The 24587-nt window shown below is 35.1% G+C and carries 23 protein-coding genes; 18 read left to right on the top strand and 5 right to left on the bottom strand.

Annotated features, from left to right (window positions below):
• The first annotated feature begins 16 nt into the window (after positions 1–16).
• The 12 genes from LNP81_RS16510 to LNP81_RS16455 all read left to right on the top strand — a co-directional run bounded on the left by LNP81_RS16510 (position 17) and on the right by LNP81_RS16455 (position 12968).
• The gene (locus tag LNP81_RS16510; protein WP_230037686.1) at positions 17–3361 is read left to right on the top strand and encodes a SusC/RagA family TonB-linked outer membrane protein; all 3345 of its coding nucleotides are present in this window, start codon (positions 17–19) and stop codon (positions 3359–3361) included.
• 11 nt (positions 3362–3372) lie between these two features.
• Positions 3373–4692, top strand: a complete 1320-nt coding sequence (locus LNP81_RS16505) for a RagB/SusD family nutrient uptake outer membrane protein (protein WP_230037684.1) — start codon at positions 3373–3375, stop codon at positions 4690–4692.
• Positions 4693–4751: 59 nt separating this feature from the next.
• The gene (locus LNP81_RS16500) at positions 4752–5510 is read left to right on the top strand and encodes a LytR/AlgR family response regulator transcription factor (protein ID WP_230037682.1); all 759 of its coding nucleotides are present in this window, start codon (positions 4752–4754) and stop codon (positions 5508–5510) included.
• A 154-nt stretch (positions 5511–5664) separates the two neighbouring features.
• Complete coding sequence (locus LNP81_RS16495; RefSeq protein ID WP_230037680.1) at positions 5665–6309, top strand: hypothetical protein; 645 nt, start codon at positions 5665–5667, stop codon at positions 6307–6309.
• Positions 6310–6439: 130 nt separating this feature from the next.
• Positions 6440–6892, top strand: coding sequence for a carboxymuconolactone decarboxylase family protein (locus tag LNP81_RS16490; RefSeq protein ID WP_230037678.1), 453 nt, complete (start codon positions 6440–6442; stop codon positions 6890–6892).
• 310 nt (positions 6893–7202) lie between these two features.
• Entirely contained in the window at positions 7203–7541 is a 339-nt protein-coding gene (locus LNP81_RS16485) for a YciI family protein (RefSeq protein ID WP_230037676.1), read from the top strand.
• 70 nt (positions 7542–7611) lie between these two features.
• A complete protein-coding gene (locus LNP81_RS16480; RefSeq protein WP_230037674.1) occupies positions 7612–8862 on the top strand; it encodes an RNA polymerase sigma factor in 1251 nt (416 codons plus the stop codon).
• Between the two features lie 164 nt (positions 8863–9026).
• Positions 9027–10700: a circadian clock protein KaiC gene (gene kaiC, locus LNP81_RS16475; RefSeq protein ID WP_230037672.1), complete on the top strand. Its 1674-nt coding sequence runs from the start codon at positions 9027–9029 to the stop codon at positions 10698–10700.
• 6 nt (positions 10701–10706) lie between these two features.
• Positions 10707–11003 carry a circadian clock KaiB family protein gene (locus LNP81_RS16470; protein ID WP_055092894.1) on the top strand — a complete coding sequence of 99 codons (297 nt, stop codon included), beginning with the start codon at positions 10707–10709 and terminating at the stop codon, positions 11001–11003.
• A gap of 4 nt (positions 11004–11007) precedes the next feature.
• Positions 11008–11304, top strand: a complete 297-nt coding sequence (locus tag LNP81_RS16465; RefSeq protein WP_230037670.1) for a circadian clock KaiB family protein — start codon at positions 11008–11010, stop codon at positions 11302–11304.
• 1 nt (position 11305) lies between these two features.
• Positions 11306–12562 (top strand): sensor histidine kinase, encoded by a 1257-nt coding sequence (locus tag LNP81_RS16460; protein ID WP_230037668.1) that lies wholly within the window; start codon positions 11306–11308, stop codon positions 12560–12562.
• A 1-nt stretch (position 12563) separates the two neighbouring features.
• Positions 12564–12968, top strand: a complete 405-nt coding sequence (locus LNP81_RS16455; protein ID WP_230037666.1) for a response regulator — start codon at positions 12564–12566, stop codon at positions 12966–12968.
• A gap of 92 nt (positions 12969–13060) precedes the next feature.
• Here LNP81_RS16455 and LNP81_RS16450 read toward each other — a convergent pair whose 3' ends face one another.
• Both LNP81_RS16450 and LNP81_RS16445 read right to left on the bottom strand, forming a co-directional pair.
• The gene (locus tag LNP81_RS16450) at positions 13061–14074 is read right to left on the bottom strand and encodes a zinc-binding alcohol dehydrogenase family protein (RefSeq protein ID WP_230037663.1); all 1014 of its coding nucleotides are present in this window, start codon (positions 14072–14074) and stop codon (positions 13061–13063) included.
• Positions 14075–14251: 177 nt separating this feature from the next.
• Positions 14252–15130 (bottom strand): NmrA family NAD(P)-binding protein, encoded by an 879-nt coding sequence (locus LNP81_RS16445; RefSeq protein ID WP_230037661.1) that lies wholly within the window; start codon positions 15128–15130, stop codon positions 14252–14254.
• A gap of 83 nt (positions 15131–15213) precedes the next feature.
• On the opposite strand from LNP81_RS16445, the gene LNP81_RS16440 reads away from it, so the two are divergent.
• The 5 genes from LNP81_RS16440 to LNP81_RS16420 all read left to right on the top strand — a co-directional run bounded on the left by LNP81_RS16440 (position 15214) and on the right by LNP81_RS16420 (position 18506).
• Positions 15214–15579, top strand: coding sequence for a winged helix-turn-helix transcriptional regulator (locus LNP81_RS16440; RefSeq protein WP_230037659.1), 366 nt, complete (start codon positions 15214–15216; stop codon positions 15577–15579).
• 80 nt (positions 15580–15659) lie between these two features.
• Entirely contained in the window at positions 15660–16091 is a 432-nt protein-coding gene (locus LNP81_RS16435; protein ID WP_230037657.1) for a DoxX family membrane protein, read from the top strand.
• A gap of 254 nt (positions 16092–16345) precedes the next feature.
• Complete coding sequence (locus LNP81_RS16430; RefSeq protein WP_230037655.1) at positions 16346–16561, top strand: hypothetical protein; 216 nt, start codon at positions 16346–16348, stop codon at positions 16559–16561.
• A 714-nt stretch (positions 16562–17275) separates the two neighbouring features.
• On the top strand, positions 17276–18112 hold the full coding sequence (locus LNP81_RS16425; RefSeq protein ID WP_121319401.1) for a sulfite exporter TauE/SafE family protein: 837 nt from the start codon (positions 17276–17278) through the stop codon (positions 18110–18112).
• Positions 18113–18116: 4 nt separating this feature from the next.
• Positions 18117–18506: a DUF1634 domain-containing protein gene (locus tag LNP81_RS16420; RefSeq protein ID WP_228520443.1), complete on the top strand. Its 390-nt coding sequence runs from the start codon at positions 18117–18119 to the stop codon at positions 18504–18506.
• 191 nt (positions 18507–18697) lie between these two features.
• On the opposite strand, the gene LNP81_RS16415 is transcribed toward LNP81_RS16420, so the two are convergent.
• Both LNP81_RS16415 and LNP81_RS16410 read right to left on the bottom strand, forming a co-directional pair.
• Positions 18698–20113 carry an aminotransferase-like domain-containing protein gene (locus tag LNP81_RS16415; RefSeq protein WP_230037653.1) on the bottom strand — a complete coding sequence of 472 codons (1416 nt, stop codon included), beginning with the start codon at positions 20111–20113 and terminating at the stop codon, positions 18698–18700.
• A gap of 61 nt (positions 20114–20174) precedes the next feature.
• Complete coding sequence (locus LNP81_RS16410) at positions 20175–20558, bottom strand: hypothetical protein (protein WP_230037651.1); 384 nt, start codon at positions 20556–20558, stop codon at positions 20175–20177.
• A 329-nt stretch (positions 20559–20887) separates the two neighbouring features.
• Here LNP81_RS16410 and LNP81_RS16405 point away from each other — a divergent pair, with 329 nt between their 5' ends.
• Positions 20888–21910, top strand: coding sequence for an LLM class flavin-dependent oxidoreductase (locus LNP81_RS16405; protein WP_230040920.1), 1023 nt, complete (start codon positions 20888–20890; stop codon positions 21908–21910).
• Positions 21911–22141: 231 nt separating this feature from the next.
• Here LNP81_RS16405 and LNP81_RS16400 read toward each other — a convergent pair whose 3' ends face one another.
• Positions 22142–24532, bottom strand: coding sequence for a TonB-dependent receptor (locus LNP81_RS16400; protein ID WP_230037649.1), 2391 nt, complete (start codon positions 24530–24532; stop codon positions 22142–22144).
• Positions 24533–24587 lie beyond the last annotated feature (55 nt).

Raw genomic sequence — 24587 nt, 5'->3', positions numbered from 1 at the left:
ATCCAAAAACAACCCAATGAAGAATTTATTTTACATGCTGAGTTTCCTTGTTGCCCTTTCGGGGTATGCGCAGGAAAGGACTATTAAAGGAAAGGTACTTGATGCCAAAGACGGACTACCGATACCGGGAGTTACTGTTTTTGTCGAGAATAGTTCCATATCTAACAACACAGAACAAAAAGGGGTGATCACGAGCGCAAGCCTTGGTACCGTAACTGATTTTGATGGTGCATTCGAATTCAAAATCAACAGTAATATCAAAAGTTTAAGAGTCTCTTATATGGGATATCTGCCTTATACAATTGATATTACAGATAAAAACCAATACACTATTTCTTTAAAATCTGACGTAAGCGAATTAAAAGAAATCGTGGTTACAGGTTACCAAAAGATCGAAAAAAGAAAACTGACATCAGCTGTTGCAAAAGTTGAAATGGCAGATATCAAACAAGCGGGTGTGGCGAGTTTAGATCAAATGTTAATTGGTCAGGTTGCGGGTGTTGCCGTAACACAACAAACGGGAGCTCCGGGAACGATCTCAAAAATCAGAATTCGTGGTACTGCATCTCTTAATGGTGCACAGGATCCGTTATGGGTTTTAGATGGTTTACCTCTTGAAGGAAATGATGTTCCTCAAAACTACGACAAAGACAATATCGATGTTTTAAGCAATTTTTCTATCGCAGGTTTAAATCCTGAGGATATTAAAGATATTACCATATTAAAAGATGCTGCTGCAACTGCCATTTACGGGGCAAGAGCTGCAAACGGTGTTATTGTGGTAACGACTAAAAAAGGAAAAAAAGGAAGCATGAAAGTAGATTTGAATGTGAATACTTTCGTGACTCAAAAACCTGATTTTTCTAAATTAAACCTTTTAAATTCTTCTCAAAAAGTAGATTTTGAACTTTCGCTGGCTTCAAGAGAAGATTTGACTTACAGAGACGGTAACGGAGAAATTTCCCGTATTCTTAAACAGGCTAATGAATTAGGAGCCTACAGATCGGGAGGTTTTTCGTCTCTAAGTCCAACAACACAAAACTCAATCAACGCTTTAAGAAACACCAATACCAATTGGGGCGATTTATTGTACAGAAGCGCCATCAACAAACAATATACATTAAGTTTATCTGGTGGTGGAGAAAAATCTGATTACTATTTCTCTTTAGGAGCTTACAACGAAGAAGGTGCTACTATCGGAACTGGTTTTGACAGATACAACCTTACTTTAAAAAACAACTTTGATGTAACTGATAAATTGCATGTTGGAGTTGGAATTTTTGGTACACAAAGTAAAAAATCATCTTATATTTCAGATACAGACACTTTTACAAATCCTGCTAATTACTCCAGAAATGCAAATCCATACTTAGCTCCATTAAACGCTGATGGAAGTTATAATTATGATAAAGACATGACCGGATATGGAAATGGAACTGTATATATTCCTTTTAATTACTTAGAAGAAAGAGAAAATACCAATTACGAATTGACTACAAGATCTATAAAAGCATTACTTGATGTTGATTATAATATTACAAAAGGATTAAAAGCAAGTACACAAATTGGTTTACAGTTTGACAACAATGCTTCTGAAAAATATGCTGGTAAAGACACTTACTTTACAAGAAAAGAAAGAGAAAAAACAAGTGTATTTGCAAATGGAGCTTATACTTATTTCCTTCCTGTGGGCGGAATTATTCAAAATTCAAACACTGACTTTTTTCAATATAACTGGAAAACGATGTTAAACTATAGTACTACTCTTGGAGGAAAACATGAGTTAGAATTTATGGTGGGTAATGAATTAAGAAAAAACAAAAGCACAGCTATTAATACAAAAGGTTTTGGTTTCGACCCGAAAACATTGACTACAACTCAAATTGTTTTTCCAACTCAGGCTTATGCATCTAATTTAAACTATAGAACGTATTTAAAGAGTGAAAACGAAAATGCATTTGCATCATTGTTCGCAACAGCATCTTATACTTATGACAGAAAATATACTTTCTTTGGAAGTGTTCGTTACGACGGTTCAGATTTATTTGGTGTAGATCCTAAATACAAATACTTACCATTATGGGCAGTTTCTGGTTCATGGGCAGTATCTGAAGAAAATTTCTTAAAAGGCAGCGAAATAGTTTCTAATTTAAGATTACGTGCGTCTTACGGTTTACAAGGAAATATCGATAAAAATACTTCTCCGTATGTCGTTGGAACAAATCAAACAACTATTATTTTACCGGGACAATCAGAACCTATTATTACTGTAATTTCTCCTCCAAATGATAAATTAAGATGGGAAAAAACGGAGAATACCAACTTTGGGATGGATCTTGGTTTATTCAACAATCGTATCAACATTGTAACTGATGTTTACGGAAGAAAAAGTACTGATTTAATTGGTTTACAATCACTTCCTGTTGAAAACGGTTTTGAGTTTACAAATGCTAACTGGGCTCAGGTAACGAATAAAGGATATGAAATTTCTTTGTCTACAAGAAACATTGACCGTCCGAACTTTAAATGGAACACGACTATTAATTTTGCTCATAATAAGAGTACTGTTGATCGTATCCAGATAAGATCTAACAGCTATTTACCTTCAAGACAAGGATTACCTGTTAATGCCGTATTTGCATTAAAAACTAACGGAATTGATGAAAGTGGTTTCCCTTTATTTGTAAATAAAAAAGGAGAAACTGTAAACACCCAAACTCTTTTTGGTCTTTTTGATCCTTATGCAGATTTTTTCCCTGGAGTTTTCTCGCAATCAAAACTTACAGATGAACAAACAAGAGATTTGTTTACTTATGTTGGAGATGCAGATCCTAAATTTACTGGTGGTATTATCAACACATTTAAAGTTCATAATTTTGATCTTACTATTGCTACCACTTTCAATCTTAAACAAACTGTTGTTGAAAGACCAAATTTTAATGGTACACAAGTAGATCGTGGTCAAAACTACACTACAGATATACTTAATGCATGGTCACCTACTAATACAGGTTCGCACATACCTGGAATTACTAGTGAAACTTCAGGAACAGGAGATTCATGGATGGCTTTCCAATGGTTTTCTCCAGCAGGAGCACCACTTAATGTTTACAACTATTTAGATACTTGGGTTCATGAAATGAGCTATATGCGTTTAAGCAGCGTTCGTTTAGGATATTCATTACCTAAAACAGCAACAAAAACATTGTTTATGGACAGTGTTAGATTTAGTATAGAAGGAAGAAACTTATTTGTAATCAGCTCTGATTATAAAGGTTACTTTGACCCTGAAACATACGGAAATATCTATGCACAACCAATCCCAAGATCAATATCTTTAGGATGTAACCTAACTTTTTAATCTGATTTAAAATGAAAAATATATTAAAATACGTATTCTTTGCCGGTGTAGCCATTACTACTGTAAGCTGTGATCATTATCTTGATGTTGAGCCGGTAGGTAAAGTAATTCCGGAAACTTTAACTGATTACAGAGCAGTAATGACAAGCGGCTATTCTACAACTGCTATTCATAAAGCATTATCTGCTATTAGAGCAGACGAATTGGTTTTGGATGAATTTAATGATAATGCTACTTTTTACAGAGATCATTATATCTGGAACGATGCTAATCCTGATAAAACTACAAACAGTTTTCCTTATGCTGCTTTGTACAACAGAATTTTCTATACGAATGTTATCATCAATGAAGCAAGTGCAAAATTAGCGCCTTCTGCAGAGAAAGATCAACTAATAGGAGAAGCTTATGCACTAAGAGCCTTAACTTATTTTGATTTATTGAATATCTTCAGTAAACCTTTTAATGCTGCAACAGCTGGAACAGACAGAGGTGTTCCGTTGGCTTTACAAATAGATTTAGAGCAGGCTTACATTCCTCAAAGTGTTGCTGTTATTTACGACCAGATTTTATCTGATAATGAAGAGGCTAGAAAATTATTAAATTTAGACACTCAGACAGCGGGTATTAACTACCGTTTTTCTAAGGCTGCATTATATGCTATGGAATCTCGTATTTTCTTATACAGAAAAGAATGGGCAAAAGCCATTGCAGCTGCAGATAAAGCAATGACATACAAAAGTGCTTTAATCAATTTAAACACAACTGCTGCTTTACCTAACCTTTATAACGGTCCGGAATCTATATTAGCGCTTGAAGATCCTTTTATTAATCTTTTGAAAGGAGCGTCATATGCTGCGCCAACTTTAACAGGCGTTTATGATAAAACAAACGACTTGCGTTTTGCTTTGTATTATCAGGCAAGCGGAAGCAGATACAGATTTAGAAAAGGTGGTGATATCGCTCAAAAATGTACGTTCAGAACATCTGAATTGTATTTGACTAAAGCAGAAGCATCAGCACAATTAAGCGATCTGCCAACCGCAAGAACAACTGTAATAACTTTCATTAAAAACAGATATACTGCAACAGCTTTTAACACATTAAGTACTTCGATTGCTGGCATGACACAAACTCAGCTTCTTGATTTTATAGCTAAGGAAAGACAACGTGAGTTTGCTGTAGAAGGTCACCGTTGGTTTGATTTGCGACGAACAACACAACAACAAATCAATCATACTTTTAATGATCAGGATTATACATTAATAGAAAATGATCCGCGTTATACGCTTCCATTCCCTCTTGATGCCCGTTTAAATAATCCTGATTTGTAAAAAAATTAGCTCCGTTTTTAACGGAGCTTTTTTTTTAACTTTACAGAAAATTAAACGTCATGAAAGTAGTTATTATTGAAGACGAACATTTGGCTTCAAGCTATCTCAAATCCATCTTAGAACAGCAGAATATCATTTCGATTAATGAAATAACGGTACTGAAATCTGTAAAAGATGCCGTTGCTTTTTTTAAAGTAAATACTGTTGATCTTGCCTTTATGGATATTCATTTGGGCGACGGTAAAAGTCTTGACATTTTTGAGCAGGCAAGTGTTTCATGTCCCGTTATTTTTATTACCGCTTACGATTCTTATGCCGTAAAAGTTTTCAAACATTTCACTATAGATTATCTTCTAAAACCTTACGAAGAAGAGGAATTACACGAAGCTTTACTCAAATATAAAAACATAAAAGAAACTTTTAATACCAACCTGATTGTCGAATCTTTGGTCGAAATTGAAAATCAAAGCAGCGTTCAGCATCATTTTTTGGTGAATCACAGGGATAAACTTCTTTCTATAAACGATACTTCTATCACTTATTTTTATGCTACAGGAAAACATCTGTATATTTATACTAATTCCGGCAGCAGTTATTTGTATAACAGCAATCTAAAAGATTTAATTAATAAACTTAATCCTGATATTTTCTTTAAAATAAATCGAAAATACATCATCAACCGCCATCATATTCAGGAAATCATAAAACATTCGAGCCAGAAAATAGAGATTTTATTGAATGTTGTGCTTCCGGATAATGAACCTATTATTTTAAGCAAAAAGGAAATTAATAATTTTAAGAATTGGCTGGATTCTTAATACAGTTTGCGCTTAGTTTTTTTTATAAAACACATAGAGACATAGATTTTATAGCTGAAAAAGTCATTTCATTTGTAATAAAACTCATAGCGTTATGTGAACTGTAATTTTTAATTCGTAATTTTTAATTTTTAATTCACATTTATCCGAACAAATGAAAAAAATACTGCTGATTTCTGTTATTGTTGTAATTGCTTTTTATGTCTTAAAAGAAAAAGTCTACAAACCTTATATGTGGAAAAAATCCCTGAATACCAAAGAGCATCAACTGCAACTAGGAAGTTTTATTTTTAGCAAAGAAACGGGTATTAACGGAAGTCAGAGTTATCAAAAATATTATTTTGTTTTTAAGGTTACCGAAATCAATGGCGATTATGTCCGATTGTCGGTTATCAGGCAGTTATCTGAAAAAGATAATTTGAAGGAATCTGATTTTTCTCCCACTTCAGATCAATACAAAAGTTTAAAGCAGAATATTAAAAGTCTGACTATTACTCCTATTTTATTTGATGATTTATACAAAGGTGATGGCCCGAGATTTACTTTAAATGAATATTTACTAAACAAATATCCGGTTTTAAAAAAATCCAGATATTATTATGAGGATATTCCCGAAGAGTCCAAAAATAAACCAATGCCGGAAAATCCAAATGATTTAGAAATGTATTTTAGTATGGTTTATTCTAAAAAAGAAATCATCGAAAATGGAAAGCTTGTACCGTGGACAATGACGAATAGTTTTAATGGCAAACCTTTATTGTCTAACTATTCTAAAAACATCGATTTAATCATCAATTAAAAACACATTAAACCCCAGTAAAATCAAGGGTTTAAAAAACAATTCAAAAAATTCTATATTTTTTTTCGAAAATTTGTCCAATCCTGAAAGTTCAGTTGTCATTAGGGTATAACATTAAAAATTATACATTATGGAAACTAGAATCAATGCATTCGAAAAAGGTCAAAAAGCGTTAAGTACTTTATTTGCCATTACCGGTTATATCAAAAAATCAGGACTTGAAAAATCATTATTAGATTTAGTCGATTTTAGAGTATCACAAATTAATAGTTGTGCGTATTGTTTAGACATGCACTCAAAAGAAGCTTTGGCGACTGGCGAAACTCCGCAACGTTTATTTGGTTTAAGTGCCTGGAGAGAAACTCCGTATTATACTTCAAGAGAAAGAGCTGCACTCGCTTGGGCCGAAGCTGTAACAGCTTGTCAGGTTCATGATGAAGTTTATGTTATTGCAAAAAGCGAATTTTCAGACGAGGAACTAATCGATCTTACACTTGTAATTACCACCATCAATACCTGGAATCGTTTTAACCTTGCATTCCCTAATACTCCGGGAACTTACAGAGTGGGACAATTTGGATAAATACATCAGGCTGTTTTTTATTTGGGGTAAAACACTAAATTTATATCTCAGATAAAAGACAGCCTTAGTATCATATAATAATGGAGCTTTTGGTTATATATATTAGTAAAAATATATTCTAACACATAGAAACATAGATTTTACAGTATAAAGAGTCCTAAAAAAGAAATCTATTTCTTTCAGATAGATCGCTATGTGAATTTGAAATAAGTGAAACGCCTTTTTTGAATTTACAAAAACTATGTTTCTATGTGTTAAAAACCATTATGCGCAACAAATTTGATTAGTGATAATTTTAAAACAAAAAACAATGAACGAATTCATATTAATATTTAGAAGAGATTTTACGACCAAAGAAAATCAGCCTTCGCCGGAAGAATTGCAACAACATTTGCAACAATGGCAAAATTGGTTTGGAGGTTTGGCCGCACAAGATAAACTAGCAAGACCTTTGCAAAAATGGGACGGACAGGGAAAAATTGTCAGCAAAGCAAAAGGCATTACAGACGGACCTTTTGTAGAAATTAAAGAATCTATTGGCGGATTGATTATCATAAAAGCCAAAGATTATGACGAAGCTGCCAAAATTGCACAAGGTTGCCCGGTTTTGAACTTGGGTGGAAATGTAGAGATACGTCAGGCGATGTAGAATATTTAAAATTCCAATCACGAAATTCCAAATTCCAATATGATTGGCCACGGGTTTTAACTTTACTTTTATGAACCAGGAACTCATCCCTCATTTATTCAGAACCGAGTATCAAAAAATCGTTTCGGTTTTATGCAGTCTGTTTGGCATTCATCATATTGAGATTGCCGAAGATATTGTGAGCGATACTTTTTTGACGGCATCCGAAACCTGGGCGATAAAAGGGATTCCTGAAAATCCAACGGCGTGGTTGTATACCGTGGCCAAAAATAAAACCAAAAACTACTTTAAACGAAATGACATTTTCGAAAAGAAAATTGTAACCGAAATAAAATACAATTCCCCAATAAACAATCCCGAAATCGAAATTGACTTATCGGAACAGAATATTGCTGATAGCCAGTTGGCAATGATTTTTACGGTTTGTAATCCCTGTAATTCTGATGAAGCTCAGATTGCGCTTGCCTTAAATCTATTATGCGGTTTTGGAATCAACGAAATTGCCGATGCTTTTCTTTCTAATAAAGAAGTGATTTATAAAAGAATAAATCGCGCCAAAGAGAAACTTAAGGAAGAAAACATCAAAATTCAAAACCAAAACCCAACCGAAATACAAGAACGAATCGATACGGTTCTTAAAACCATTTATCTTTTATTTTCTGAGGGCTACTACTCTACTTCCCAAAATACTACTTTACGAAAAGATCTTTGTGCCGAAGCCATGCGCCTGACTTATTTATTAATTCAGAACAAAGCGACCAATTTACCGGCAACGAATGCGTTAATGGCTTTGATGTGTTTTCATTCTTCAAGATTTGAGGCTCGAACAACTGAAAACGGGGAAATCATTTTATATGAAGATCAGGATGAATCACTTTGGAGTAAGGAATTGATAGACCAGGGAACTTATTTCCTGAGTCAATCATCAACTGGAAATACACTTTCAAAGTATCATCTCGAAGCTGGAATTGCGTACTGGCACACGCACAAAAAGGATACTGCTGAAAAGTGGCAGCACATTTTAGAATTGTATAATAATCTAATTATTTTAGAATATTCGCCAATTGTAGCTTTAAACAGAACCTATGCTTTATCTAAAGTAATGGGTAAACAAGAAGCAATTACTGAAGCAGAAAAACTACAATTAAATGATAATCATTTCTATTTCTCTTTACTTGGACATTTATATTTGGGGCATGATAATCAAAAAGCTTTACAACATTTTGAAACTGCCTTTGGCTTAGCCAAAAATGTTTCAGATAAAAAAGTTGTCACTAAAAATATTGAACAACTTATTCATAAAAATCATAAAACAGAATAATTGTTTTATAATTTTTCTTAAATTTTACATTATTCCCATGTTTACATGCAAAGTATTTGTGAAATATTTCATTTTACACTAAACAGCTGTTAAATCTTTAATAAATATTAATTGTTAATATTCTAGGAAAACGTATATTTGAGTAACATAGAATATTATATAGCGTGCAAGAACAATCAAAATCACATAGTTTTATATTTCCCAAAACTCCTACGGGAGTAGACGGCCTAGATGAGATTACTGATGGTGGATTCCCTAAAGGACGACCAACTTTAATCTGCGGTGGTGCCGGCTGCGGAAAAACATTGTTATCGATGCAATTCCTTATTAGAGGTATTACAGAATATAACGAACCCGGAGTTTTCATGTCTTTTGAAGAGCCTTCTGATGATCTTACTTTAAACGTAAAATCACTTGGCTTTGATCTGGAAAAGCTGAAAAAAGATAAAAAACTCGTTGTAGATCACGTAAGAGTCGAAAGATCTGAAATTGAAGAAGCAGGCGAATACGATCTTGATGGTTTATTCATCAGGTTAGGACACGCCATAGATTCGATAAAAGCAAAACGCGTTGTACTTGATACTATAGAATCTCTCTTTGCAGGTCTTGACAATCAGGCGATTCTAAGAGCTGAGTTGCGAAGATTATTTCATTGGCTAAAAACCAAAGGCGTAACAGCAATTATTACAGGAGAACGTGGTGAAGCAACTTTAACCCGTCAGGGACTGGAAGAATATGTTTCAGATTGTGTAATTGTGCTGGATCATCGTGTTATTGAACAGGTTTCGACCAGAAGACTTCGTATTGTAAAATACAGAGGATCAACGCATGGTACAAACGAATATCCTTTTCTTATTGATGAAGACGGGATTTCGGTATTGCCTATTACTTCATTAAAACTGGATAACGAAGTTTCTTCGGATGTTATTTCGACCGGAGTTCCGGGATTAAACGAAATGTTTCAGGGCGGAGGATTTTATCGCGGAAGTAATATATTAGTATCAGGAACAGCAGGAACGGCTAAAACCACCATTGCATGTTACTTTGCTAATGAGCAATGCGAAAAGAAGGAAAAAACAATATATTTTGCGTTTGAAGAATCACCTCAACAATTGGTTCGCAACATGAAATCGATCAATGTTAATCTTCAAAAGCATCTTGACGATGGTACTTTACAAATACATTCGTCACGTCCGTCGTTAAACGGTCTTGAGTTGCATTTGCTTACGCTTCGAAAATTAATCAGGGAGTTTAAACCTACCACAATTATTATCGATCCTATTAGTAATCTAATTACCGTGGGAAGTGAACACGAAGTACGTTCGATGATGGTAAGGCTGATTGATATGCTGAAAGCAAACAATATTACGGCTCTTTTTACGTCATTAAATAAACAAACGGATAACTTTAGACCCGATCTTGCAGAAGAATCTGTATCCTCACTGGTAGATACCTGGATTACAGTTCGTGATATGGAAGGAATTGGCGAAAGAAACCGCGGTATATTTATTGTAAAAGCCAGAGGAATGGGACATTCTAATCAGGTAAGGGAATTTGTTATTACCAATAATGGTATAGAATTACTGGAAGTAGAATTGGGTCCACAGGGTATTTTAACAGGTGCTGCAAGAAAAACGCATCAGTTCAAGAAAACAATATCAGATATTAAACTTCAGAACGAAATTAGCAGGAAAGACAGGGAAATTGAGCGAAAACGCAGAGTTCTTGAAGCTAATATAGAAGCACTTAAAAATGAATTCGAATCTGCAGAGGAAGAATTAAGTATCCTGAAAGCGACAGAAGAATTGCAGGAAAAGATGTCTTCGAAAAAAAAATAGAGTAAAATGAAAAAAGAAGCTGTAGCCGAATGGCAATTACGATTATATATTGCGGGTCAAACGCCAAAATCAATAACGGCACTGGAAAATATAAAAAAATATGCCGAAGAACATTTGAAAGGAATTTACAGTATCGAAATTGTAGATTTACTTAAAAATCCGCAATTGGCAGAAGGTGATCAGATTTTTGCTGTACCTACATTAGTTAGAAAATTTCCAGAACCTATTCGTAAGATCATTGGTGATCTTTCGAATGAGGAACGAGTACTTGTTGGGCTTAATATAAAACCCTTAAACTCTTAAAAAAATGGACGATTCAGCTGATGGCTCAAGTAAAAAACATCAATTTATGCTTTTTGTTTCGGGTATGTCTGTTAAATCAGGTCATGCTATCGAAAACCTGCGTAAAATATGCGACCAATATCTCAAGGATAATTACGAGTTAGAAATTATAGACATTAGCCGCGATACAGAACAGGCAGTAATACATCAAATAGTGGCGATACCTACCCTGATAAAAACAAATCCTGAACCAAGACGAATAATTCTTGGCGATTTATCAGATAAAGAAAAGGTATTGAGAATCCTAAACATACGCGAATAATTTGAAGGAAAATAATACAAATATAGAATCCCTACAAGCTGAAATAGCTACCCTAAAAGAACAACTTTATGAATCTAATAGTATTGTTGATGCCATAAAAGAGGGAGATGTTGATGCATTGGTGGTCAATACAAACGGGACCCCACAACTTTATTCGTTAGAAACTGCCGATTATACTTTCAGGCTCCTGATCGAAAAATTTGGACAAGGTGCACTGAGTATTTCGAGAAACGGACTGATATTATATTGCAATGATTATTTCTCGAAATTGATAGGCTTACCCGCCGAAAAAATAATTGGAAACTACCTTTATGATTACTTTAATAGTAAGGACAATTTTGTACCTATCATCGAAGCTCTAAAATATGGTATTACCACACATGAAATTGTATTTAAAACAGAAACCTACAGAAATACTTTTCCTGCCTATATAGCTGTAACAGATCTTGAACCCGCTGTTCAGGGAATTGGAATCGTGATCACAGACCTGACGGAGAAGAAAAAACACGAAGATGCTTTGATACAACATCAAAAAGATCTGGAAGAAAAAATTCACGAATTGAACCGAATAAATGCAAATCTGGAGGAATTTATTCATGTAATATCGCATGACCTTAAAGAACCTCTTCGAAAAATTGTAATGTATAATGGTCGAATAGATGCCAGCTATCTTTCTGAAGCTGATGCTAAATCTATGAATGTCATGAAATCAGCTGCTTTAAGATTAAATTCGCTGGTAGATGATTTAGTCAGTTATTCGTCTCATACTGCACAGGAAGAACGTACAGACGTTAATCTCGTCGATATAATAAGGGAAGTATGTGATGATCTCGAAATTATAATATTGGATAAAAAAGCAGTTATTCAAATAGGAAAATTGCCTACCATAAAAGCTTCGAGAGTGCAAATGCGTCAGCTTTTTTCTAATCTTATTTCAAACGCTATTAAATACAGCAAAAAAGAGGATTTTCCGCTGATTCAAATTTCTCAAATTGATAATTTTGAATCTGAAATTCCAAATCAACCTGAACAATACCTGAAAATTCAGATTAAAGACAACGGTATCGGGATGGAACAAAATCATTTGCTTAAAATTTTTACTATCTTTCAGCGTCTGCATGCCAAAAATGAATATTCCGGAAACGGAATAGGTCTTGCCATTTGCAAAAAAATCATGGAGAACCACTCAGGAAATATTACTGTACAAAGTAAACTGAATGAGGGTACTACATTTAACCTTTATTTCCCAATCTTATAAAATGCCACATTTATATAACTTACATATTATTATTGCCGAAGATGATATCGATGATGCAGATATTATCTGCCATAGCTTTAATAAAAATCCGGATTTTGCAAAAGTAAGTCTTGTCGCAAATGGTGAAGAACTTTTAAACTTTTTAGAAAATGCTTCAAACGAAACACCCGACATTATTCTTACCGATATCAACATGCCTATACTTGACGGCATTGAGGCATTACAGCAAATTTTAAATAACAACAACTTAAAAACGATTCCCTGCTTTGTTTACTCGACAAGTATAAATCCTGTTTATAAAGAAAAATGCGATTTGATGGGTGTAAAAGCCTATCTGATCAAACCATATTCTATCGAAGGATTTGATGAAATTCCTAAAAGTATTGTTTCTATTATTGAACAGTAATTCGATTTCGAAAGTATTAAAGGAGTATACTATTCAGTATTGATAAAAAGGAGGTTCGTTTTTTGTTAACCTCCTTTTTATTTCTATTTTATCTACAACTTAATAGCAATCTTCCCAATAGTTCTCCCAGATTCCAGTAACTCATGAGCCTTTTTAAAATTCTCTGCAGTTAATCCCAATAGAGTTTCGTTAAGGGTTGTTTTTAAAGTACCATCATCCAGAAGATCAGCAATTTTATTCAGGATATTATGTTGTTCCTGCATATCATCAGTTTCAAACATCGAGCGAGTGTACATTAATTCCCAGGAAAATGAGGCGCTTTTGTTTTTTAGTTTATTTAATACAACTGGATCACTGCTTCCGGTAATCGAGGCAATATGTCCTTGAGGTTTGATCAATTCGACCATCGTGTCCCAATAGGCATTGGTATCAACAAAGTCCAAAATAAAATCTACATATTCAAATCCCGCTTCGCGAACCGATGCAACCAAATCTTTATGATTTACAACAAAATCAGCACCTTGCTTTTTACACCAGTCGATAGTTTCCGGACGGGATGCCGTTGCAATAACCGTTAAACCTGCAATTTTTTTAGCCAACTGAATCGCAATAGAACCTACTCCACCGGCACCACCAATGATTAGGATAGATTTTCCTTTGTCCTTTTCAGGATTAATCCTGATACGATCAAATAATATTTCCCAGGCAGTTAAACCTGTTAACGGTATAACAGCAGCTTCTTCGAGACTTAATGATGTTGGTTTTTTACCCACAATTCGCTCATCAATAACCTGATATTCGGCATTGCTTCCTTGTTTCGTAATATCCCCGGCATAAAATACGGGATCGCCTACCTCAAACAAACGCACATCTTCTCCTATTGCTTCTACAATTCCTACGGCATCCCAGCCAATAATCTTAGGAGTTTCCAGAACAGTATCTTTTGCACTATTCTGACGAATCTTAAAATCAACCGGATTTACAGACACAGCACTTATTTTTACTAACAAATCACGTTTACCCGGAATTGGTTTTGGAGTTTCAAATGCTATAAAGCTGTCTTTTTCAGCAATGGGCAATGAAGTTTTAAATCCTATAGCTTTCATATTTTTAATTTTAAGTTGTCTTATAGTACAAAGATACTAGCAGATCAAATTTTACAAATGGTATAAGTTGATTGTATATCTGTATAAATTTACCAAATCTAATCGGCTTGTATCAATAAAAATCGAAAACAAAAAAAGCCGATTGTACAATCGGCTTTTTTCTATAATATGATTTGCTTAAAATCTTGCAGCAAATTCCTTCGCAAAATCTTCTAACTTAATTTTTCCGTCAACAGCAATTGTATTACTTAAAAAATCATGCTGAATTTTACCACTTCTTAAACCTGAACCCATTTCGGTGTATAATCCTGCCATTTCCTCAGGTAATCCGGCTTGCGTCATTCCGCCAAGCGCTTGCTCATCTGTAAACTCAATCCATGGTAATTCTGGTTGGGCAATAGCAGCACCTAAAACTTTTGCAACATCAATTGGAGTTCGTACATCACTTACAATATAACGAATGTTTTTTCCTGACGGTGTTTTTTGCAATTCTTCGGCAACGGCAGCTGCAATATCTTCCGGATGTACAAAAGGAATTTTAGCGGTTGATGGATAATTAGATCCAATAATTCCTGCTCCCTTAATCATCGGAACATCATTATACAAATTCGTATAGAAAAATCCCGCACGAAGAAAAGTCAGCGATACGTTTTCTAAACCTTCGTATATTTTTTCGATATTATAAAGTCCAGCAATTGGTCCTGTACCTTCTGGCAAATCGGCACCAATACTGCTTAACATTACAACGCGCTTCACTCCTGCTTCGCTTATTGCCGTTGCCAGCGCTTTACCCGCAGCCGTAGTATTCGCAATAATATCAGATCCTCCTAAGTTTGGCGGCGTCATCGCAAAAACGGCATCAGCATTTGTAAAAGCATTTTTCAAAAAAGCAGCATCGCTTACAGAACCTACAGCAGCTTTTGCGCCTAAAGTTTCAATAGCTTCAACTCTGTCATTATTACTTGTAATTACGATTACTTCATGGCCAGAAGCAATTAGTTTTGCAGTTAGAGGTTTTCCTATATTTCCTAAAGAACCTGAGATTGTAATTTTCATAGCTAAATTATTTTTTTATTATCTGTAACAAAGGTATATTTGTACTTACTTTTATACAAGTACTTACCCTAAAGTATGCACAAATGACAGCAATCAAAGAATCATCTACCATTCAGGAAAATAAGCAATATGCCTTACAACAATGCCCTGTAACTTATGTTATGGAAAAAATTGGCGGATATTGGAAACCCATTATTATCTATCATCTTTCTGGCGGAAGCAAACGCTACAGCGAACTTAAAAGAGCGATTCCTGCAGTTACAGAGAAAATGCTCATTCAGCATCTTAAACAACTCGAAGCAGATAATCTGGTGATTCGCGAGGCAAAACCGGTTGTTCCGCCATTTGTGACCTACAAACTCAGTAATGCAGGACAGGGTTTAATGCCCGTTATCGAAGCAATGGCAACATGGGCTTTTAAGGATAAAGAAGACGGATTTAAAAAATAATCTGGGCTGTAGCATTTATAAAAACTGGACTGTAAAGTTATTTCTCATCTTGTTATATTTACGTAAAAATAAATACAAAAATGAAAAACATAGCAGTACCACAAGCAGGCTTAATTTTACGAATAGTGTTAGGAATCACCATGCTTTCAGCCGTTGCAGACCGTTTCGGACTTTGGGGTGCACCCGGGGATCCCGGAGTTGCGTGGGGAAACTGGGACAACTTTATCACCTACACCCACACCTTAAACTCTTTTGTTAATAAATCCGTTGCAGGAATTTTAGGCGCTTTGGCCACATTCTTGGAAATCTCTTTTGGGCTTTCCTTAATCATCGGGTTCAAAACTAAATATGCCGCTTTAGGAACCGCAGGATTAATGCTTCTTTTCTCCATCACCATGGCCATTTCAGTTTCCGTAAAAGCCCCTTTTGATTATTCTGTTCTCACAAGTGCCGCAGCTGCTTTATTGCTTTCTGCTATCGACAGAACTTCTTTTGCTCTTGACAATAAATAAAAATTTCAATTTAATAATTAGAAGCTAATCCAGCCATCCACTGTATCTTTTGTGTTGAACCCCACCACAAAAGGATGCCGCTCCTGTCTGGGCTAGGGCACTCGTTTTCATAAGAAATTTTCAGTTTTTAATAATACATATTTAATTCACTAATAATGAGTATTTTATAAAACAAAATTAAGAATCATGTAAAGGATTAAAGACCTAAACCTCTAATTTTGAAATAATTAATTATTAACGAAATAAATGAAATTATGAAAACGCTAATCAAATCAAAAATCACATTTCTTTTTATTTTAATCGGACTTTCGTTTTCCTGCAAGAAAACCGATACCATTCCAGCCGATAATACCTATGTTGATTCTACCGAAACAACAATTGATAGTGTAGACGCTACATTAGACACAGCAACTGTAATTACAGATACATCTGCTATAAAAAGAGATTCTATCGCAAAAGCAAAAAAATAGATCATGATCCCACTTTATAAAGGATTCAGACTATTATTTTCATAAAAACTCCATTGCAATAATGGAGTTTTTTTGTGGTTTTTATTATGATTACTTTGCTTTTAATGGCACACGGATGATACAGATTCGCTGTCGCGAAAACGCAGATTTACGCGGATTTTTTACACTCGATTTTTGTCAGGCTGAGCGTCTCGAGACTTTGTGAGAAACACAGGTTCCAATTGGTGCACCTTCCACTTCGCTACTATTGACGTTTTTAATTTTTCACAATCCCTTAGCGATCTCAAAGCAAAGCGAAATAAAGACAAAGCTTAGTGAACTCTGCGCAAAACCTTTGTGCACTTTGCGGTAAATGTCATTTTGTATTACTTTTTTTAGAATAAAAATTATTCATCCGGAAGACAAACGAGATGTTAATCTTAAATTGTCTTATGAAAAGGATTGCTTCGCCAGTTCGCACTTTCAGGCTCGGTTGCGGGATCAGCTCCTCAAAAAAAAATTGGTTTTATAATAGAAATAAAAATGACAAAATTGTGCATAGTTGAAGAAACTCTTAGAAATTTAAAAACGAAACAAAATACCATATCTCACTAATTAACAATATTTTACACTGACACAAATTAAAGACGCCTCATTTTTAAGGTATATTTAAGCTCCTAAATCCGTCCTGAACAAATATCAATTCGTAAATTAGCACCAACAAAATTTATCCGAATGACAGTACTTACATTTACCCTGATTATGATTCTTGGTGCTTTTTTAGCAGGTTTTATTGGCTCATTATCAGGCTTGGGTGGCGGAATCATCATTATTCCCCTTTTAACAGTCATTCTTGGCGTCGACATTCATTATGCAATTGGTGCAGCTTTGGTTTCTGTAATCGCAACTTCCTCAGGTTCAGCTGCAGCTTATGTCAGGGAAGGAATTACGAATATGCGACTGGGAATTTTTCTCGAAATTGCCACAACAATAGGAGCCGTTTGCGGAGCTTTACTTTCGACCATCGCACCTACTTCATTCATAGCTGTATTATTCGGACTTACTTTGATTTTCTCGGCTATAAATTCACTTCGAAAAAAGGAAGAACATATTGTTTTAGAATCATCTCCTTTGGCTAAAAAATTACGACTGGAAGGAACTTATCCAACTCATGACGGGCAAGTGGTACATTACGGAACCAAAAACGTAGTAGGCGGTTTTGGAATGATGGGAATTGCCGGTATGATGTCAGGTTTATTAGGTATTGGTTCCGGTGCTTTTAAAGTTATTGCAATGGACAATATCATGAGAATCCCGTTTAAGGTTTCTACCACAACGAGTAATTTTATGATGGGAGTTACGGCAATGGCGAGTTCTGTAATCTATATCCAGAAAGGATATATCGAACCTGGAATTTGTATGCCGGTGGTTATTGGTGTTTTGTTTGGTGCTATGGCCGGAGCAAAAGTACTGGTAAAAACCAACCCTAAAAAACTAAGAATCTTTTTTGCGTGCCTGATTTTTGTGCTTGCAGTAAACATGATATACAACGGACTTAATGGAAAAATCTAAGACAATGCAACACGAAAAATTTGGAGAAAAAGATTTTCAATCCATAATTGGTAATTTATTACGCTACGGTGTCTGGATCTCATTATCTGTAGCTTTTATTGGCGGAATAGTATATTTGATGGGACACAGCAACGATATCGAAAACTATTCTGTTTTTAAAGAAAACGACCGTAATATATTCGAAGTAATTTCAACAATTTATAATGGAGCTATTCAGGGAAATGGAGAATCGCTAATCTTCGTTGGGATCATCTTACTTTTCCTTACGCCTGTATTACGTGTTTTACTATCGCTGTTTTCTTTTCTTTTAGAAAAAGATTATCTCTATGTCGTAATTACATTAATCGTTATTGTAATCATTCTGATCAGTGTTTCTTTTGGATTTTCTCATTAGATAACAATCGCTTTTTTTTATTAAAGACGTAGAAACATAGGTGTTATGTGTAAATAAAGAATTCAAAAAAGAAACCCATTTCTTTCACATAGCTGTCTGGCTGGCTATGTGAATTTAAAATAAGTGAAACGCCTTTTTATAAGTTTACAAACGCTATGTTTCTATGTGTTTAATAAAAAAATCGCAGTTCGTTAAAGACTATTTTTTACTAATTGTCCTAATCGTTTTAGATCCAGTTCTACTTTTTCCTTCCATTCCAAACCAAAATTAAGACGCATACAATTATGGTATTGATCATGTTGCGTAAAAATTCTGCCCGGAGCAAAACCTATTTTCTGCTGAATCGCAGTATCATATAAAACAGCGGTATCGATACTTTTATCCAGTTCAAGCCAAAGAAACGAACCTCCCTGCGGTTGCGAAATTTTAGTATTTTCAGGGAAATGATCCTCAATGGTACGCTGAAAATGCAATGAATTGGTATATAATGTACTTCTTAAATTCCTTAAATGATGATCATATCTTCCGTGTTCTAAGAAATCGGCGATTACTTCCTGATACAACGAAGGCATACAAACCGTCTGCGCCATTTTTTGCCTGATGATTTTATCTTTGAATTTTCCCGGTGCCACCCAACCTACCCGATATCCCGGCGCCAAAGTTTTAGAAACTGATCCGCACCACATCACAATTCCGGCTTCGTCGTAGTACTTGCAAGGTTTTGGCCTAACAGTTCCAAAAAACAAATTGCCATACAAATCATCTTCAATCAAAGGAATATTATGATGCGTGAGCATTTTCACCAATTCTTTTTTATGTTCATCGGGCATTAAACTTCCTAAAGGATTACTGAAATTGCTCATAAAACAGCAAACATCTACTTTATGAATCACTTTCTTTAACGCCTCTAAATCTACTCCTGTGGTAGGATGCGTAGGCAATTCGATTATGTTAAGTCCCATATTTTGGGCAATCTGAATAATTCCAAAATAAACCGGACTTTCAATCGCGATAGTATCGCCGCGTTTGGTAACGGCCATTAAACAATTAAAAATAGCATTCATAGCTCCAGACGTGGTTACAAAATCATCTTCGGTCAATTTTCCTTCTAATACAATTGCCCATTTTGCCACATTTCGTCTCAAATTGGCACTTCCCTGAACAGGTTCATAACTTGTACCGCTTTCTGCCAGATTACGTACCACTTTTGCAAGACCTTTATTAAGCTTTGCAATAGGCAAAAAGCTCGGATCCGGAACTCCAATCGAAAATCTGGTGATATCTTTATCGCTCAAACTATCAAAAACCTTGGTGATTAAATCCTCAGAAGTTGTTTTTTGCTCTGATAATTTCAATTTGTTCATTGAAGGAATCAGTAATTTTCTATTCGAAGTTTTACTGACATAAAACCCTGATTTTGGACGGGATTCTATCAACGATTTGCTTTCTAATTCTAAAAATGCTTGTTTTATGGTATTCATGCTTACATTATGCAATTTCTGAAAAGCACGAATAGACGGAAGTTTATCTCCAATTTTTAAAGTTTCGGAGAATATTTGTTCCTGAATTGTATTTGCAATTTTTTGATATAAAACCTCTCTTGCCATTTTCTAATCGTTATCTGTGTCCTGTAAATTTACTAAAATTTAATCTGTATCCTTTGTTATATTAATTACAAACATTTAACCAATTGAATAATTTTTCGGCAGCATTTTGAATTTTATTGGTGCGAGTTTCAGGATCTTTAAATGCGGTAAAAAAAGTATTCTGAGCATGAAATTTTAAATCCTGCTCTACCTCAATACTATAAAATTCCTGCTCCCAATACGATTTAATTTCCGGTTTTCCCTCGTTATTAATCAAGACAAAAGCATAACCAATTACGCGATTATCAAAAGAGGCAATACTTAAAGGAAGACCAAAATGCTCTGATGATTTTATGAATTTGCTTTCGGTATCGTTCACCTTACTTTGGTAAATATTTACAACAGATTTCAAAGACGATATGTTGATTGAATCAAATTGAATGTTGGCTGTGTTCGTGGTATCCATTGCTGTAGTTGTTTAATTTCTTAACAAAATTAGGAGGTAAAACAGATCAGATACAGATACAAAAATCATTTAATTTCAGGGTACAGATGACAAAATAATTATAGCCTTAAAAATTGTAACTCGCAGATAAGTTTAAAATAACACGAATTTCACGAATTTGCACAAATGATAATTGGTTAGCCTTAGTTTGTGAAATTAATTTCACAAACTAATTCGTGCAAATTGGTGAAATTCGTGTTTAAAATTGATTGATATTTATTCCGAATGCTACTCCTTAAAGCCGTTTTTTTAATAACAGAAAAAATAAATTTTAATATCTTTACTAGATGATAGAAATTGGTATAGACAGTTTTGCTTCGGCGATGTACGGAGACAACAACACTTTGAGTAGTGTCGATGCGATGGAACAATTATTACAAAGAATCGAGTTGGCTGATCAGGCCGGACTTGACGTTTTTGGAATTGGAGAGCATCATAAAAAGGAGTTTTTAGATTCGGCTACAGCCGTAATATTAGGCGCTGCTGCCGCACGAACAAAACGCATCAGGCTAGCAAGTGCTGTTTCGGTTTTAAGTGCCGCTGATCCCGTTCGATTGTATCAAAATTTCTCTACGCTGGATCTAATATCAAAAGGAAGAGCCGAAATTGTTGTAGGCCGCGGATCTGCAATTGAAGCGTATCCTCTTTTTGGCTATAGTCTCAATGATTACGATGCTCTTTTTAGCGAGAAATTAGATCTTCTTTTACAAATTAGAGATAATGAATTTATTACCTGGTCGGGAAAATTCCGTCCGGCTTTGAATAATCTGCCGGTATATCCCAGAGCTTTACAGGAAAAATTACCTATATGGCTAGGCGTTGGCGGAACTCCGGAATCTTTTATACGCGCAGGATCTTTAGGTTTGCCTTTGATGGTTGCTGTAATTGGCGGACAAACATACCGTTTTAAACCTTTGGTAGATTTGTACCGTGAAGCCGGAAAAGCAGCAGGATATAAACCCGAAGAACTTAAAGTAGGTTTACATTCGCCAGGTTTTGTAGGAAGCACAACGGCAAAAGCCATCGAAGAATATTACCCGGGTTACGCCGAACTTTGGACAAAACTAGGAAGAGAACGCGGTTGGCCGCCCGTAACCAAAGACAAATTTGACGGACTTATTGATGATCAAGGTGTTTTAATTGTGGGAAGTCCGGAAAGAGCAGCAGAGAAAATACTGCGTCACAGCGAATCTCTTGGCGGAATCTCAAGATTTACATTCCAAATGGATAATGCAGGACTTACACACACGCAATTAATGAACGCTATAGAACTTATTGGCTCAAAAGTAATTCCATTAATTCATAAAGGATAAATTAGACGATTTTTTGGCCCACGGATGTCGCGGATTAAGCAGATTTACACTGGTTTTTATTTTGCCAATCTCTAGCTAAAAAACAAAAAGCATCCGTCGTTATGGCGGATGCTTTTTTGTTTTTAATGATTTTAGTCAACGGATGGTACGGATTTAAACAGGTTTTTTTATTACTAATTAAATAAAAATCAGTGAAAATCCGCTTCACCCGTACAATCCGTGGGCTAAAAATTAGAATTTATAGGTTACACCCACTCTAAAGTTTCTTGGTGCTTCTGTTTGCCAGTAGTAAGATTCAAGCCACTCATAGTAAGAACCGCTGTAAAGATATTTATCCAAAATATTAAATACGTTTGCAGTAATTTTTATTTTTCCTGTTTCATAAGATAAACCTCCATCAAGTTTAAAATAATCCGGTAATCTTTCTGATGCTACACTCCAGGTATCTGTTTCACGACCTACAAGATAAGTACCTCCAATAGAAGCGCCTAATCCTTTTAGTTTTCCGTTTTGAACTGTATAATTTAACCATGCATTGGCTGTATGTTTAGAATATCCCGGAACAACAGAACCTTCTTTAATAGTTGTAACATCTGATTCAAGTACAATAGATTCTGTAAAAGCGTAATTAGCAATTAAATTAAGACCATCAAAGATTTTTCCTCTTACGTCAAATTCAATACCCTGAGCTCTTTTTTCTCCAAGAACAACACTATATTGTTGCCCACCCGGAATATTATTCGGGTCAGAAGTAAGCTCATTTTTCTTTAAAATATTGTAAGCAGATAAACTAGTATTCCAAGAACCATCAAACCAATCTTTTTTGATACCAAATTCAATATTATTTCCTGTAAGTGGTTTTACTTTACCATCTTTAACAATACCTGACTGTGGTGTAAAAGCCTGATCGTATAATCCGTATACAGCCAAATCATCCGCTACAGAAAAACTAACCCCTACACGTGGTGTAATATGGCTGTCTTCCTGTGTTTCTCCATAACTTGACTGAGTAATCCAGGTATATCTTGCAGCAAGAGTCAATCTTAATCTATTTTCAAGAAAACCAAGTTCATCCTGAATATATGCTGCTGCATATTCTGAATTTATTTTTCCGCCAGCTCTTACTGATAGCGGCGTTGTACGATCAAAAGCTGGCATACCATTTACCGGTGGGCCATAATTTGGATTATAAACATTAAATGGATTTGCAGGAGTATCAAGCTTATGCGATTGTCCCCAATCTGCCATATAATCTTTGCTTCCTAAATCTACACCACCTAAAACTTTATGGGTAACTGGTCCGGTAGTAAATTTTCCGTTTACAAAAATCTGACCTAAGTACATATTGCTTTCTGCATCCCAAATACTAACATTTCGTATAATATTACCTACTCCTAATGCATTTTTCTCAGAACCTACAGCACTTGGCCATGAACTATATCCTTCTTGTAAATATTTAAAATAAGACGTTTGTGCCGTCAGTTTCCAGTTGTCATCAAACTTATGTTCGAACATAAAGTATCCGCTATGATCCTGAATATTAGTATCAGGCAATCCCGGTTGTGTCATAGTAAAATCAACCGGTAAAGTCGCATATCCTTGAGATTGAGGGCCAAATACATAATAAGAACCAACCTCGGTCATGTTCGCATACTGAAAATTATATTCGGCAGTAATTTTTGTTTTATCATCAATTTGATACGTAATCACCGGAGCAATTACATAACGGTCATTGTGCTCGTATGCTCTATGTGAACCTTTATTTTGTGCCGCTGCATTAAAACGGTACAATAATTTTCCTTTTTTATCCAGTTTACCGTCAAGATCAATACTTGCTCTGTAAAAGTCATAACTTCCAGCAATTACAGAAGCTTCACCTTTAGTAATTCCGGTTGGTTTTTTAGTTACCACATTATAAAGTCCGCTTGGATCACCGCTCGAAAGCATAAATCCTGCCGGTCCTTTTACAAACTCAATATGATCTACAAAACTCATATCTTCAGTAAGAGGTCCCCATGAAGAAGAAACTACATTAAATCCATTACGGAAAGCCTGAACCTGAGAACCACGCATTTTAATATTTGTGTATAAATCTCCCCAATGTTCTGAACGTACAGCACCACTCACGTTTCTGATCACTCCATCGCTCATACTTGTAATTTGCTGATCTTTTAGAGTCTGAGCACTTACAATTTGAATGTTTTGCGGAATTTCAAGTACCGGAGTCTGAAGACGTAACGACAAAGAAGGTTTATCTTGTTTGTACTTATTTTTTGTAATAACTACTTCGTCAAGATCCTGCTGACTTTCAGAAAGTATGAAGTTTTTTGTTAGCGTTTGTTTTGCATTTACTGTAATTTGAGCTTCTACCGAATGGATACCCATAGCGTGAATACTAATCGTATACGTAGCCGGCTTAACATTTTTAATTTCGTATTGCCCATTTTCATTGGTAATGTCACTATGTCTTGTTCCCTTAAGAGCAACAGAAACACCTTCTGCCGGAACGTTTCCGCTTAAAGAAACTTTTCCTATTACTTTTCCTGCGTCCTGAGCCATCATTTGCAATGAGGTTAAAAACATCAGGCAAAACAATGCTCTTTTAATAGTCAATATGTTCATTTTGTATCTCGTTTTGATTTCGATGGCAAAAGTAATAGCTAAATCCTTCTTAACC

Origin of the sequence: Flavobacterium piscisymbiosum (genome assembly GCF_020905295.1) — a bacterium.
Taxonomy (GTDB): domain Bacteria; phylum Bacteroidota; class Bacteroidia; order Flavobacteriales; family Flavobacteriaceae; genus Flavobacterium; species Flavobacterium piscisymbiosum.
The sequence above is the reverse complement of the archived record's forward strand: the minus strand, read 5'-3'. Positions and strand labels throughout refer to the sequence as shown.